11 protein-coding genes, 1 tRNA gene and 1 pseudogene are annotated in these 15,295 nt (G+C 33.7%); 11 read left to right on the plus strand and 2 right to left on the minus strand.

Annotated elements, in window-relative coordinates; translation table 11 throughout:
* Positions 1–113 precede the first annotated feature (113 nt).
* The 3 genes and pseudogenes from ACFIKO_RS02605 to ACFIKO_RS02615 form a co-directional block, all read left to right on the plus strand.
* Entirely contained in the window at positions 114–1,202 is a 1,089-nt protein-coding gene (locus ACFIKO_RS02605; RefSeq protein ID WP_375619577.1) for a 2'-deoxycytidine 5'-triphosphate deaminase, read from the plus strand.
* A gap of 1,158 nt (positions 1,203–2,360) precedes the next feature.
* The gene (gene lldD / locus ACFIKO_RS02610) at positions 2,361–3,512 is read left to right on the plus strand and encodes an FMN-dependent L-lactate dehydrogenase LldD (protein WP_375619578.1); all 1,152 of its coding nucleotides are present in this window, start codon (positions 2,361–2,363) and stop codon (positions 3,510–3,512) included.
* A gap of 2,670 nt (positions 3,513–6,182) precedes the next feature.
* A pseudogene (locus ACFIKO_RS02615) lies at positions 6,183–6,631 on the plus strand (integrase); the annotation flags it as partial.
* A gap of 633 nt (positions 6,632–7,264) precedes the next feature.
* Here ACFIKO_RS02615 and ACFIKO_RS02620 read toward each other — a convergent pair.
* Positions 7,265–7,537, minus strand: coding sequence for a hypothetical protein (locus ACFIKO_RS02620; protein ID WP_375673197.1), 273 nt, complete (start codon positions 7,535–7,537; stop codon positions 7,265–7,267).
* Between the two features lie 201 nt (positions 7,538–7,738).
* Between ACFIKO_RS02620 and ACFIKO_RS02625 the strand changes: the two genes are divergently transcribed.
* Complete coding sequence (locus ACFIKO_RS02625) at positions 7,739–7,945, plus strand: helix-turn-helix transcriptional regulator (RefSeq protein ID WP_375673198.1); 207 nt, start codon at positions 7,739–7,741, stop codon at positions 7,943–7,945.
* Between the two features lie 85 nt (positions 7,946–8,030).
* On the opposite strand, the gene ACFIKO_RS02630 is transcribed toward ACFIKO_RS02625, so the two are convergent.
* A tRNA-Thr gene (locus ACFIKO_RS02630) sits at positions 8,031–8,106 on the minus strand.
* A gap of 447 nt (positions 8,107–8,553) precedes the next feature.
* Between ACFIKO_RS02630 and ACFIKO_RS02635 the strand changes: the two genes are divergently transcribed.
* The 7 genes from ACFIKO_RS02635 to ACFIKO_RS02665 all read left to right on the plus strand — a co-directional run.
* On the plus strand, positions 8,554–8,757 hold the full coding sequence (locus tag ACFIKO_RS02635; RefSeq protein WP_375619581.1) for a SlyX family protein: 204 nt from the start codon (positions 8,554–8,556) through the stop codon (positions 8,755–8,757).
* A gap of 1,072 nt (positions 8,758–9,829) precedes the next feature.
* Complete coding sequence (locus ACFIKO_RS02640; protein ID WP_375619588.1) at positions 9,830–11,257, plus strand: amino acid permease; 1,428 nt, start codon at positions 9,830–9,832, stop codon at positions 11,255–11,257.
* Between the two features lie 40 nt (positions 11,258–11,297).
* The gene (locus ACFIKO_RS02645) at positions 11,298–11,978 is read left to right on the plus strand and encodes an energy-coupling factor ABC transporter ATP-binding protein (protein WP_375619582.1); all 681 of its coding nucleotides are present in this window, start codon (positions 11,298–11,300) and stop codon (positions 11,976–11,978) included.
* A complete protein-coding gene (locus ACFIKO_RS02650; protein WP_375619583.1) occupies positions 11,975–12,613 on the plus strand; it encodes an energy-coupling factor transporter transmembrane component T family protein in 639 nt (212 codons plus the stop codon). Before ACFIKO_RS02645 ends, ACFIKO_RS02650 begins: the two co-directional genes overlap by 4 nt.
* A gap of 15 nt (positions 12,614–12,628) precedes the next feature.
* Complete coding sequence (locus ACFIKO_RS02655) at positions 12,629–13,198, plus strand: biotin transporter BioY (protein WP_375619584.1); 570 nt, start codon at positions 12,629–12,631, stop codon at positions 13,196–13,198.
* A 220-nt stretch (positions 13,199–13,418) separates the two neighbouring features.
* On the plus strand, positions 13,419–13,964 hold the full coding sequence (locus ACFIKO_RS02660; protein ID WP_375619585.1) for a biotin transporter BioY: 546 nt from the start codon (positions 13,419–13,421) through the stop codon (positions 13,962–13,964).
* A gap of 993 nt (positions 13,965–14,957) precedes the next feature.
* A partial coding sequence (locus ACFIKO_RS02665) for a POTRA domain-containing protein (protein ID WP_375673199.1) occupies positions 14,958–15,295 on the plus strand: 338 nt, incomplete at its 3' end.

Raw genomic sequence — 15,295 nt, forward strand, 5'->3', positions numbered from 1 at the left:
AACAAATCGGTTGGAAAAAACAGAAAAAATAGTTTTTATCACCTTAAAATAGCTTGCACCAATTTATCATCTAGGTCAAAAAAGAAACAATGTAAAAAGGGAAGGCAATATATATGGCGCGTATAAGCGGTATTTTAGCAGATAGTGATATACAAGCTTTGATTGAGAATAACTTTCTCAAGGCTCAGTATCCATTTGATAGATTTCAAATACAACCAGCAAGCCTTGATCTTCGTTTAGGGGAGAAAGCTTATCGTATACGTGCTTCTTTTATGCCGGGCCCTAATACAAAAGTTTTGGATAAGCTTGAACGGTTAAAGTTGCATGAGTTTGATTTACGAGACGGAGCCGTTTTGGAAACGGGGTGTGTTTATATTGTTCCTCTTTTGGAAAGTTTAGCTTTACCAGAATTTTTATCTGGTGTTGCCAATCCCAAAAGTTCTACAGGCCGATTAGATATTTTTACGCGTGTCATTACGGATAATGCTCAGGAGTTTGATAAAATTTGTGCTGGTTATCATGGTCCACTTTATTTGGAAATTAGTCCACGCACATTTCCAATTTTGGTGCATAAAGGCTCGTATTTATCACAGCTTCGGTTTAGAAAAGGGCAAAGTTATTTAAATGAAATTGAGTTGCATACTTTGCAAAAGCAAGAAACACTGATATCGGAGGATCTTCCTAATATTAGCGTTGGTGGTATTGGTCTTTCCATTAATTTAAAGGGAGACGAAAACGGGCTTATAGGTTATCGTGGTAAACATCATACAAGTGTTATTGATATTGATAAACGTGCTGTTGCCCACGTTTTAGATTTTTGGGAACCTCTTTTTGATCGTGGTCAAAGGGAGTTGGTTCTTGATCCTGATGAGTTTTACATTTTAGTTTCACGAGAGTCTGTTCATGTGCCTCCGCTTTATGCAGCAGAAATGACTCCTTTTGATCCTTTAGTTGGTGAGTTTAGGGTGCATTATGCAGGCTTTTTTGATCCAGGATTTGGGCATATGGAAGCGGGTGGAAAAGGAGCAAGAGCGGTTTTAGAAGTGCGGAGCCATGAAGTTCCTTTTATCTTAGAGCATGGTCAAATGATTGGCCGTTTGGTCTATGAGCATATGCTTAATCGACCATCAACCCTTTATGGACATGATGTTGGATCACATTATCAAGCACAGGGTTTAAAGTTGTCTAAGCATTTTAAATGAGTTGGAAACTACGAATTTTGATAACATGTATGCAGAAAGTGTATTTTGGATAAAAGAAAAATTTATTCTTCGCAAAACCGGCGCTATTCATTCTATTTTTAGTTTCCAAAGTTATCGCATCCCTTGCATTTGAGAGGATATGAGAGGCATTTTTACTTCTTTTTTTCAAGAGGTTATATTTATACGAACTTCGTTTATGATGTGCAAAAGAATAGTTTTGATTATTTCATCATGAAAAAATCTAAAATGAACGAATTTTACTATATTTAATATGTTATTCGTACTTATTATTATAATAAATCAATAAGTTACTAAAATTCAATATAACAGTAGCGTATTTGCTTTTAAAGTAAACATGCGAGCTTGAATGCTACTATTGACTCCATTTTTCTAGAGCTTAAATGACCAGTATGTTTTATTTCGTATAAAAATTATCTTTAAGAGCCAATAAATAAGTTTTGCATTACAGTTTAGTAACAATTTTTTAATAAACATTGTTCTAATTTTAGTAACGCATTTATAGCCTCAAGATATAATATTGCTAGAAAATTATTCAATTCAATATGGAGAGCTTCTATTAGTATGAACATTAAAAATTTTTTATGCTTTATGTGAATTAGGCACTCTATATTTTTATAAACTTTCATGAGTAAGTAACAGGTCTCAATTTTGAGTATTGATATAAGAAGATTTCTGGATGTATGCGACAACTTTATTTCCAGTATTAATAAAGGATTTTTCAACTTTTAGGGGAGATTATGGTTTATAGTTAATGACTATAGGATCTATATTTTTATAACCAATAATGTAAGGATCTTTTGAGGGAAAAACAACTTTAAATTATAACTAATTAAGCTGCGGAGCAATCGCTTTCGAAGAGGTATTCGTTTAAAGAAAGTATAACATTTCAATTGCACATGAACAATATATGAGTGAGTACATTATTAATGATACCCCATACTGTGAGATTTTAAATTTGGATAGGAGAAATAAAGACATTGTTTTTATCAATTAGTTTTTTTAGAAAGTTGCAATCTCTGTTAGTTCTATCTATTCAATAGAGCGTTTTAGGAGAATATCGAATAGGCAGGTACACGGATTCGCTTTTATGCGTTTTAGGATGTCTTCTCTTTTCATTTAGGAAAAATGGTGCCATCAATGATTATTTCTTCAACACTTGATTATCGTAAGGCAGCAAAGCGTCGTCTTCCTCCCTTTCTTTTTCACTATATTGATGGTGGGGCTTATGCTGAAGAAACGATGCGACGTAACTGTACAGATCTTCAAGTTCTTGCACTGCGTCAAAGGATTCTAAGGCAAGTTGGTGAAGTTGATCTTTCAATCAAGCTTTTTGATCAGACACTTGATTTACCGATTGTACTTGCACCTGTTGGGCTAACGGGCATGTATGCACGTCGTGGAGAGGTCAAAGCAGCGCGTGCCGCAGCGGCAAAAGGGATTCCTTTTACTCTATCCTCTGTTTCAGTTTGTCCCATTTCGGAAGTGCAAGAAGCGGTTGGAGGTGCATTTTGGTTTCAACTTTATGTTCTCAAAGATCGCGGTTTCATGCGTGATGCACTAGAACGGGCTTGGTTAGCTGGTGTACGCACGTTGGTTTTTACAGTTGATATGCCAGTTCCTGGTGCACGTTATCGTGATGCGCATTCGGGGATGTCTGGCCCTTATGCTGGATTACGTCGTTTTTTACAAGCGTTTACTCATCCATATTGGGCTTGGAACGTTGGTATTATGGGGCGCCCCCATGACCTTGGAAATGTCTCCACTTATTTCAAAAAGAAAATTGCATTGGATGATTACGTTGGTTGGCTTGGTGCAAATTTTGATCCATCAATTGGTTGGCATGATCTACAATGGATTCGCGATTTTTGGAAAGGAAAAATGATTTTGAAAGGTATTCTTGATCCAGAAGATGCACGAGAAGCAGTAAAATTTGGTGCGGATGGTATTGTTGTTTCTAATCACGGCGGACGTCAGCTTGATGGTGTATTGTCAACAACACGAGTGTTGCCTGCAATTGCGAATGCTGTAAAGGATCATTTGACTATTTTAGCGGATTCAGGTGTTCGTTCTGGTCTTGATGTTGTACGCATGATAGCACAAGGTGCGGATGCTGTTATGATTGGCCGTGCTTTTGTTTATGCGCTTGCAGCAGCAGGTAAGAAAGGTGTTATGCATCTCCTTGATCTTTTTTCCAATGAAATGCGGGTAGCTATGACGCTGACCGGTACTCAGACAATCAAAGATATTACACGCAAGAGTTTAGTAAATATGGATGTTTTTAAGAAATGAAAGCAATATGTTATACTGCTTTCAGAAAAAGAAAGTCTTTTTATAGAGGAGCATAATTATATATTTTACAAATATATTGACCGTTAAAGTTAAATAGAAAAGATCAAAAAGCTCCTCTATAAAATCACAGAAAATACTCAGTAATTACAATAATATTAACGTAAAAATCTTAATAATAATAAACACACAAAAAACACTAATAACATTTCACACATCTTTTACTTACTTTATTAAAAGCCCATTCTACGGATAAAAAGGAACAAGCGCTGATATTAAAGGTAAAACAACTGTTGATATAGAAAAAATAGCTATAAATAATGCTGTGAGCATTTTTCCCTCCTATATATAAAAATATAATATGTTAATTACTTATTTTTCATATTAGCACAAAACGTAAATTTATAAACTTCAATTAATATTATTCTAATATAGAATGATATTAATTATGGTATATAAATAAAATTATTAAAAATGTCAATATGTATTTATTGTAATCTATAATTATAATAAAAAATGGATCTAATAAATAATATTTCTATAATCTATATATTATTTTATATTAAGTTTATTGGATAATATATTATATGGATATGATATTGTTTTTATGGAGTACATTTTTAAGCAATGGAAAAAATATCCATACTATCTTTAAAAAAGCTCGTTTACTGAGAGAAAGACTTCGTAAATTAATGTGCTTTTCTTTCTTACTTTCTTGTATCCTCAATGAGTTATGATGTTTTTAACTGGCGAACATATTAGGAAGCAGTTGAATCTTTTTTGTATAGTATATCATTGTTAACACTGTTTATGCTTTCTCTACTGATTTCATAATTTGTTAAAAAATCCAGTTTGTTTTTATTACAGATGGGGTCATTTGGTATTCCTAATGATACAAATTGGCATAGAATGTTTTGTTTTATAAGCGATTTAACAATTGCATCTCTAGGCTTCTCCATTAATACTATGCTCTTCACAGATAACAACAGATTGGTGAGATTGGCATAACTCTAGCACAGATATATTATCTCAAAGTTGAATTGTTGGCACACTTGTAAGCGTTGGGATAACTTTATGTTTTTTGAAGCTCTAAAGCAATATCAAGACAAATTTGAACAGGTTCTTCAGTAGCAAGTAAGAGAACATCTTTTCCTTTTTAAACAAGAGTTTTGCTGATATCAATTTTTGAAGCATTTTTATGAATATTCATAACAGCGCGCTTTCCTAAATCTATATAAACGGGTAGAGGATTACTCAGAGTGGAAAAAATTACAGTTTCCATTTGATCCAATTACTCTCATAAGTAATTGGATAATATTTACTTTATCGCTGAATAAAAAAGAAAAGTTTTTCTTTCTTTAAATAGAGGATGTGTTGTCATCTAGCAAATAGGGATAGTTTGCGAGAAATTTGTTCGATGTAAGACAACTTAACATTTCAGTTACTTTTTATCATTTGAAGCTGTGAAAAGAAGGCTAAGATAGATGAAAGAATGTAAAAAATGATGGATACATTTTAAGATAAAAAATTATAGTTCTGTTAATTCCACACCAGTTGCTGCTGATATTGGCAACAAAAGAAATTTGACTAAAAAATTATCAAAATTATTGAGGACATTCCTCATAGCATGTAGACTAAATTTTTTTGTTGGTATGGATGGGGTTTTCTTTGAGAAGAAATTGATTCTATCCCCTGAAATCAGCAATAATCTCTCAGGTGATGTCGTAAACTTTTTGGGGATGTTACAACGCCACTATCGTCCTTTTATGAAAAATGTTAGCATTTCAGATGAGTAGCTGTGAGGAGTTTCAACGTTTATACAGCAAGACCCAGCAACTCTCACGGATTTAGAACGGGCTTCAAGGTTTTTATATTTACAGCGATTAAGTTTTAGAGGGAAGGTAAATCGTACGATGAGAGTTGAAATCCGTCGTAGCGCGTGGGGTTTAAGTCTTTCCAATTTGAAGGCGTGCTAAAACTTATTTGCCTCTGTTTAGCAGGTGTTAGCATTGAACATTTAAACTGGTCTGATTTTATTGTGCGTTATGATCATCTAAAAACATTGTTTTATCTTTCACTACTTTGATTGTGGTTCTGAAGGTTATTCCAGAAAGGATTTTTATAAGCGGGAGGATTATCAGCCGATGTCTAAGCTGTTTGCATAAATAAAAGGGAGGTTTCTTTTGTCTTTAAACAATATGCTAGAAATTCGAAAAACTTTAGTTAACTTCATAAAAGAGATTACACCATCTTAATATAGATTGCTCTTCAAATAATACAATTTCTGGTAAGGAATGGAGCATCACCAATTTTGATTTCTAAAAAAGAAACAATACGCACTAAAGAGTCTTTAACTTTGCAGACTTTTTGAGAATCCTTTCAGAATCTTTTGAAAAAAGTAAACTGATAGAAGATTTGCTATCAAAATATAGAAACTTTTTTAACAAGTTACGAATAAATCTAAAAATATATATTAAATATAAAAAACAGCGTGATATGCTGGCAGACTAGGCTTTGGAAACAAGAATCAAAGTGTATAAAGATGCATAAAGGTAAGATTGGTACAGATCATTTTATGATTCAAGAAAAAATTCTATATCAAAAATTTAAAATGGTTTAAAAGGTGGGCAGGCAATGCATAGAAGGATGAGCGAGAAGGTGAATTAGGTAAGGGTGATTTATAGATTATGAGCATCTTTTGTAAAAGTATCTTCTCAAGGTAAATATTGTGATGAAGTAAGATTGTGGTTGAATGTTCGAAAAGATAATACGCGCTCTTAATTTTTCCGTTATACACATCACAATAAACACCGTGAAAGGCACGGTTCTGTTACAAACTTTCTCTAAAAGCAGCATATGAGTTTGCAAGATATTACAGTGATATTTAAAAAGAAGGTAATGATCCCATTTTATTTCAGGAACAGCTTGTCTTAAAACAGCAAAGCAATATTTTTCAAGAAATTGCGCTGGCGGCTTTTGAAAGTAAAAAAGCAGAGTTGAAAAATGAAGGTAAAAATGGTCGTTGGTTTTCTCCACTAGAGTTGCATGTTATTTTCCACATAGGGAATTTACCTATAGAAAAATTAACAGCCAATATCACTCACAATGTTTTCGCGCCACTTTAGCATGAAAAAGCAGATACAGTGCGAAACTATTTACCTTATCTTCAATATCATTATTACAATTAGAAAGCTGAAATAACGTCATTCACAAATCACATAAAAGCCGTCCATTATTCATTATACAATCCTGTGGATTGCTTTTCTTAAGCATGCCAAACACGAGATATTATTTTTGTTGAAGCCAGAACATTGTGTATCATCAGTTTTTTGAACGACGATAGCAGTGCAATCCATAAAATCTTTTCTCATCTTCTTTGATAGGATAACAAAGATGCCCTTAGAATACATCAATATACTCAATTATTTTATATAAATATAACCTGTTGAATCCTTTAGCTTCAACTCAGACATCTCCGTCACTCTAATTAAATCCAATCGACCACTAGAGTATTTTTATCCTTTAAATTCTTTTACTTTTAATCTGAATATATCCACCTCTTTCAAATCTTTTCATTGATTAATGTTTCAGAGGAATTGTATTTTTATCACTTTATTTTCCGTTTATGTCTCCAACCACATAGACGTTCACCTTGTTCGTTATGTTTTAAAATATCTCTCGCCGAATTTGGATTAATCATATTAATATCTTGTCGATTCAAATAACTTGGCAGCCATCCAATACAAGAAGTTCGTTCATTCGTCGCGCAACCAGTTAGAAAGCTTAGTGCGCTCATCAGCATCATTTTTCTTATTAATTTCATTTTCTACCTCAAGCCGTGTTGTCGCTATCTTGAAAGCTTCCTTTGTTTGCTTTTGCTTCTCAACTTGTTTCCCAAGAAAAAAGACTTTCACTAAAGCTATAAGAAAACTGCTATGATCGCTGACGTCATTGTCAGATATTTTTTTCCATATGAATAACACTTTCGTCTTTTTCATATGAGGCGTTTGTGGGGCGTTCGGGGACAATGATATTATCTTTGTCTGGTGTTATATTGGTTACGTTTCCAGAAGCGTCTTAAACAAATTAATCAAGCTATTGAAATCTTTTTAGAGGCAATAGCACAAGAGATACAAAAGATTTTAACAAAAGCCGCTTGAAGATATAGGAGGCTTTCTCTTTCTAGCATCCCCGCCTATTTACATAACAAAAAAGAGAAAGGTAATGAGATGATATTTGATGATGGATATAGATATGTAACAACACGTGAGTGTGCACAGCTTTTTAATGTATCCACAACAACGATTCGCAATTGGGTGCTTCAGAGGTTGTTTCTGGAGCCATATAAGCTAGGGAGAGCAGTGAGGTGGAGAAAGAAAGAGATCTTAGCCTTCACTCCAAAGAAAAATAAGAACAAATTAGATAAAATTATATAAACTGTAGAAGGTAGTCCAAAAGGTGGTCTGAAAATGGTTACTTAAATAAAAAATCTATATGTTCTAATATGATAAAAAGAAAATATGGTGCCGCATGCCGGATTCGAACCAGCGACCCCATCATTACGAATGATGTGCTCTACCAACTGAGCTAATGCGGCATAGGTTTGAATGAGACAAAACTAATTTGAGGGTAATAGCTAAAAGTACGTATAAAAGCAAGAATGCATTTTTTCAATAATTTATAAAATATGATAATAATTTGCAGGAGAAGTATGTAAAAGTCAGAGGACAGTATTCTTTGATCGTAATACTATAAATGCTTTCCAATTTACGATAGAACCCAAATTAAGACGCTGGGAATGTAGATCTTTAGGATGGAAAATGGTGTCAAGATAACTTAGTAAAGATAAAAATATTTTTTGATTCTTAAGAAAGAAATTTGTTGAATAAGTGATTAGGAAAATAAAGATCATTATAAACCCTTTATAATGTGCAAATAAGATGAGTAGAATTAGTTGAAAAGTTACTTCTCATTTTTATGGAAGAAAAAGGGGGAGAATCAATAAAATTAATCACGTTTTTTTATTTAAGATGGAGTAAGAATCATGTCGGATGAAGCTCGCCTAATAGAACTAGAAATGAAGCTAGCTTACCAAGAAAAATTCATTGAGGAACTTTCTCGAGAGGTAACTAATCAATGGAAAAGTTTGGATGAGATATCTAAAAAAGTTGATGTTTTAGCGAGGCGATTTTCAGATTTAAAAGAACAGAGTGTTACTGAAGCTGTTGTTTTAGCATTTTCTCAATAGGGAGAAGGTGCTTAAAAATTCTTCTGCTAATAGTCTCTTGGATTTTTTTAGATATAATGGGGTGGATATCACAACGGGAGGAAGTTGCGAAATGTTCTTTATTGCAATTGCGATTATTTACAGATTGGTTTTTATTTAACGCATTTTGTTAGACTTGTAGAATAATTTTTATAAGCTTCTTCATTAATTTCAAGAAGTTCTAATTTTATAAGGAGTACTGATATTAGAAGACGTTTTTTATATGTGATTTCTAGTACTAAAATTAAGAAAAGTTTTTGTAGAGTATAAAGAAGCATCCATAAAAAACTACGAACTTCAATATATTAAGTTTTTTCTGTATAGAGTTTTCTATAGATGGGAGTTAGATTTATTCGCTAATTTTTTTAAATTGATACAAATGAAGTGATGTTATCGTTATCTATATAAATCATAAGTGAGCGCATATATTTATAATAAAGCGTTTTAATCCATTCTGATGATCAAGTGATTTTTAGTTTTTTAATCGAGAGAGGTGCTCTAAGCGATATCGGTTGTGTATAGTACAAAGGGCTCTAGAAGTCTTTTTCAAGATTAAATGTATTCTTCATTATATGTATATGATATTTTGTGAAAAGGTTTTTGTTTTTCGTAATTTAAGATACAAAATACTATTGCTACAGCACCAAAGATAGACCATGCTGGTAAATAAGTGAGAGTAATGCAAATTGAGAACAGAAAATCAGGCATTACCTTGCATAGAGATTGATTAAGGTGATAGACATCTGTTTGCAGAAGGTTTATTAAAATTTTATTAAAGGGGGTTGTCGTCCAATGTGATGTGATTACAGAGTGTGCGTTATCAATGACCAATGCTATAATGGTTAGTGTAACGAAAATGAAGGACATTAATTTAAATAAATAGTGGAGCATATTTTTTCTTAAAACTTCAACGGGGCATATGTATAATGCACAAAAAAATGATGAGTTGCATTATGATAAAAGGGCAGTTTTACGTTTGTTTTGTGTTTTTGAAAAAGCTACCTAATTTTTCGATAAAAGTTGAGGTTAGGCTCAACAAAAGTAATGAGGCATGATGTTTGAAAAAAAACACAATGAATTGAAGCGTAGCCTTCAAAATCGCCATATTCAAATGATTGCTTTGGGTGGCGTTATTGGGACAGGACTTTTTTATGGGTCAACCGAGGCAATTCAATTAGCTGGTCCCTCAGTCATTTTATCTTATCTTGCCGGCGGGCTTATTATGTATTTCATTATGCGAATGCTTGGTGAAATGTCAGTAGAAGAACCGTCTTCAGGAGCGTTTAGTTTTTTTGCTTATAAATATTGGGGGAGATTGGCTGGTTTCATAACAGGTTGGAATTATTGGTTTCTTTATATTCTTGTGAGCATGGCTGAACTTACAGTGATAGGGTTTTACCTTGATCATTGGATTTTGATTGATCATTGGAAGGCATCTTTCATTGTTCTTTTATTTGTTACATTCATTAACTTGTTTAATGTTCGTTTTTACGGAGAATTTGAATTTGCTTGCGCTTTGATCAAAGTGGCTGCTGTTATTGGTATGATTATTTTTGGAATTTTTATCATTGTCACGGGACTAGGGGAAAATCAAGCGAATATTCATTATCTTTGGGACCATGGTGGTTTTTTCCCTTATGGAGCAGTAGGGGTTGTTTTAGCGACTTCTGTAGTAATGTTTTCTTTTGGAGGAACAGAGCTTATTGGTATTGCTGCTGGAGAGGCATCTAATCCACAAAAAACAATTCCAGCGGCTATCCGTCAAGTTATGTGGAGGATTATAATTTTTTATATTGGTTCTATCAGCGTTATTATGATAATCAGCCCTTGGAATATGATTGGAAAAAATGGTAGTCCTTTTGTTACAATTTTCGAGACTATAGGAATTCCTGCTGCTGGTCATATTTTGAATTTTGTGGTGATTATGGCTGCTATTTCTGTTTATAATAGTGGCATTTATTCTAATGGACGTATGCTTTATAGTTTAGCTGTACAAAAAAATGCACCACATATTTTTAGTAAACTGAGTGCTGCTCGTGTTCCTTATATTGCTATCCTTTTTTCATCATTCTGTACGGTGTTGATTGTCGTTGTTAATGCTCTTGTTCCTGATAATAGTTTCATGCGGATCATGGCTCTTGCAACTGCAGCAGCAGTGATTACTTGGGCTATTATTGTTATTGTTCATTTGAAATTTCGCAATGCACATAAGAACAGAAAAGGCAACTTTACTTATGCGTTTGGTTTATATCCTTACGCTAACTATCTTTGTCTCTGCTTTCTTGCTTTATTATTTTGTATTATGTTTATCAGTGGTTTTGGGCAAAATGGATTGATGACTCGACTTTTTGATATGATAGGAATAAGCGTGCCTTTTCTTGAAACATATATTCCTGTACAGATGCCTGATATGAGTTTGGCAGTCATTATTATCCCTCTATGGTGCTTATTATTACTTTTAGGTTATAAACTGAAACGATAGAGAGAGAAGAGCTAATAAAAGGGATTGATTGGAATAAATCTTGGGGACTATAAAATTTGATGAGGTAACACAAGTTTTTGGTGATTTGTGTGTTTTAAGAAATATTACTGTACAGCTTACCGAAAAACGAATTGCTGTTATAGGTGCAAATGGTTCTGGAAAAAGTACATTTGTTCGTCTTATTAATGGACTCCAATTACCATCTCACGGTTTTGTAAGCGTTGATGGGCTTGACACCAAACGCGATGCAAAAGCAGTAAAGCGTAAAGTTGGATTTGTATTTCAGAATCCCGATAATCAGATTGTTTTACCATTAGTTGAAGAGGACTTATCATTTGGTCTCAAAAATTTAAAGCTTGATAAAGATGAAATTAAGGAGCGTGTAGATGAAATTTTACAGCGCTATGAACTTCAAGATTTCAGAAATCACGCTGTCCATTTATTAAGTGGTGGACAAAAACAACTCGTTGCTATTTCCGGTGTAGTTGCAATGAAACCGGACTACATTATTTTTGATGAGCCGACGACATTACTTGATTTGCGAAATAAGCATCGCGTTACGCAAGTGATAGAAGAATTACCACAAACGGCAATAGTTGTATCGCATGATTTGGAGTTTTTGAAAAAGTTTGATAGAGTGCTGGTTTTTGATAAGGGGGAGATAGCAATTGATGATGTACCTTTTGTTGCTATCAAGGAGTATATAAGAAGAATGTCATGATCGGTTTATATATTCCAAGGGATACGTTTATTCATAGGTTAAGTCCTAGAGTTAAGTTATTGTTTCTTGCGGCGTGTGGAACTTTTATAATAATGGTTTCTTCCATAGCGCTTCTTGGGTTGTTTTTGTTGTTGGTCATCTTATTCTATAAAGTTGCCAAGGTCTCTTTCAAAACTGCGATAAAGCAATTTAAATCGATGGGATTGCTTTTAGTCCTTCTATTTGTATTTCAAACTATTTTTAGCGGTTGGCTTACGGGGGTTGAGGTCATATTACGTCTTGTTATCCTCTTTTCTTTATCATCACTTATTTCATTTACAACAAAAGTTTCAGATATGGTGGATGCAATTGAAGTCGGGCTTCAGCCTTTTTGCTGTTTTGGTATAAATCCATCAAAAGTGAGTATGGTTATCTCTATGGCGATCAGGTTTATTCCTCTTTTGAGTGAAAAGTTTAATGAGGTACATGAAGCACAGCAAGCACGGGGACTTAATACTAACATTGTCGCTCTTGCGATACCTTTAATTATACGAACCATAAGAATGGCTTCAGAAGTGGCTGAAGCATTGGAAGCGCGTTCTTATGATTCTGATACTATTGATACAGCATCTCATAATAATCAAAGTTTTTTATAGTGAAAGAAGAATCAAATGAATACAAAAGATTTAGTTTATATTGCTTTATTTGCCGCTATTTATGCTATTTTGGGCCTTTTCCCTTCAATTTATCTTCCTTTTCTTCTAGGGGTACCTATTACAGCTCAATCGATGGGACCGATGCTAGCAGGGTCTATTCTTGGGGCAAAAAGGGGTGCTTTAGCATCACTCCTTTTTCTTGTTCTTGTTGCGATTGGATTACCTCTGTTGCCTGGTGGTCGAGGTGGAATCAGTGTATTTTCAGGGATTGCAAGTGGTTATTTAATAGGTTTTCCATTTGCCGCATTTTTTATTGGTTTAATGGTAGAGTTGTTTTGGAAGCGGTTAAATTTTATAACATTATTTGTGATAAATACTGTTGGTGGCATTGGGATAGTTTATTCTTTTGGTGTTCCATGGACAGCTTATATGACTCAGGTTCCTTTACTGAAGGTTTTAATGGCTTCATCAGTTTTTTTGATAGGCGATTGTTTAAAAGTGTTGATTGCATCCTTTGTTGCACTCGCGATTAAAAGATCTGTTCCTCTCATTCATTCAAAGCATAATAAGAACAAGCTAAAATAAATGTATCACAATAAGTTTACTGAATTTAACCATAGTAATCTATGATGTAATTAAACATTGTAGAATCTAATGTGATCTATATAAGTGATATTATTAAAATAAATTATTATATTATTTTTCTCTATATCTAAGGCATTTAAAGTGTACTTTTATAAATCTGATACTTTTTATTAATTATACAACAATAACGAAAGTTTTTCCATAGTGAAGGAATAATTCAGTGAATACAAAAGATTTAGTTTATATTGCTCTATTTGCCGCTATTTACGCTGTTTTGAGTCTTTTCCCTCCTATTTATCTTCCTTTTTTGCTGGGTGTCCCTATTACAGCTCAGTCTATGGCTCCGATGTTAGCAGGTTCTATAATTGGAGCGAAAAGGGGAGCTTTAGCATCACTTCTTTTCCTTATTCTTATTGCAATTGGGTTACCTCTATTGCCTGGTGGTCGTGGTGGAATTAGTGTGTTTTCAGGAGTTACGAGTGGTTATCTGATTAGTTTTCCATTTGCTGCATTTTTTATTGGTTTAATGGTAGAATTGTTTTGGAAGCGGTTAAATTTTATAACATTATTTGTGATAAATACTGTGGGCGGCATTGGGATAGTTTATTCTTTTGGAATACCATGGGTAGCTTATATGACTCAGGTTCCTTTGCTGACGGTTTTAATAAGTTCATTAGGTTTTTTGGCTGGTGGTTTCTTGAAAGTGCTGATTGCATCCTTTGTAGCGTTGACCATTAAAAAAATCGCTCCTCTCATTCATTCTTAAAAAGGGGTAGTTCTGTACTGAAGAACAATTTTTGCCAAATGTATGTGGATTAAAAAGTACCACGGAATATCATTCTGTTTTATTTACTTTTTATTGGTATTTTTATCTGTATAGCTCTCAAAGGTAGCCATATGAAAGTTGAATATTTCGGCACCAAAATTTATTTTTTGCTTTCAGGAGCAGACCCCTAAATAGTCAATTAATATCATTTTATTCAACATGCTTGTAAGTTTTATTCGATTTGCATATTATATGCATAACGCCTTAGGATTATTTATTATTTTTTATATTTTCAGTTAATTAATCACTAATTTTTAAAGTATTAAATTATATTAATTGTACAAAAACATCGATAATTCAGTGTTCATTTAAAACTCTTGATGTACATAATACCCTTATAAATGTGTTAATATAAGGTATAAAAATAAGATTTGAATGGGATGAAGCTAAAACAAAAAATAATCTTAGAAAGCACCGTGTAAGTTTTGAAATGGCTGCATGTGTTCTTTCGGATCCATTCTCCATAGCTAAACAAAACCGTATTGAAAACGGAGAATATGGTTAGCAAGCTTTAGGACTCATGGATGGTTTTTTATTACTATTCGTAGCGCATACTGTCTATGACGATAAAGATGGCATAGAGGTAATCCGTATTATTTCAGCACGGCGAGCCAACTTGAAAGAAAGGAAACGTTATAAAGAAGAAAGTTCGTTATGAAATTGAGGTAGGTAACTTATCACCTTTGACAGATAAACAGAGAGTTGAAGTTGATAAACTGGCTGTAATGCCGGACAGTACAATTGATCATAGAGATATTTCGTCACTCAATGATGCGTTCTGGAAAAACGCCGTTCTTAATCCATTCTATAAACCAACGAAAACTGTTGCTAACTGTGCGTGTGGATTCAGACATGCTAGCGTGGCTTAAAAGTCAAGGAAAAGCAAAATAAACCTCATTAGCAGAATTTTTTAGACACTAATTCCTCTAACTGTTGGCAAATTTTAAGCCTATTTTACTCTGCCTGCACGGTCATCTCAAGATTGTTGTTGTTGAAGGAGTGATGGAAGATATCACTCTTGATGGGCATAAAGTTGAGAGGAGACTTCAAGGAGAAATCACCACGGCTTTTCCAAACCTTATTGGAAAACCGACCAATCTGCGCCAGATAGAGCAAGGGCTTGATCAAATCAATCGGCTTTTCTCACGCCAAGCCACCATTAATCTTGGTGTGGGGTGCAATTCGGGTGGTTCAATACTCGATGTTCATATTGAAAAACAGAAACCTTGGCTTATTACGCTTTCCAGCGATAATCTTGGCGCTAAAGCAAC

The organism is Bartonella sp. TS82HLJMH (assembly GCF_042193495.1).
GTDB classification, from domain to species: domain Bacteria; phylum Pseudomonadota; class Alphaproteobacteria; order Rhizobiales; family Rhizobiaceae; genus Bartonella; species Bartonella grahamii.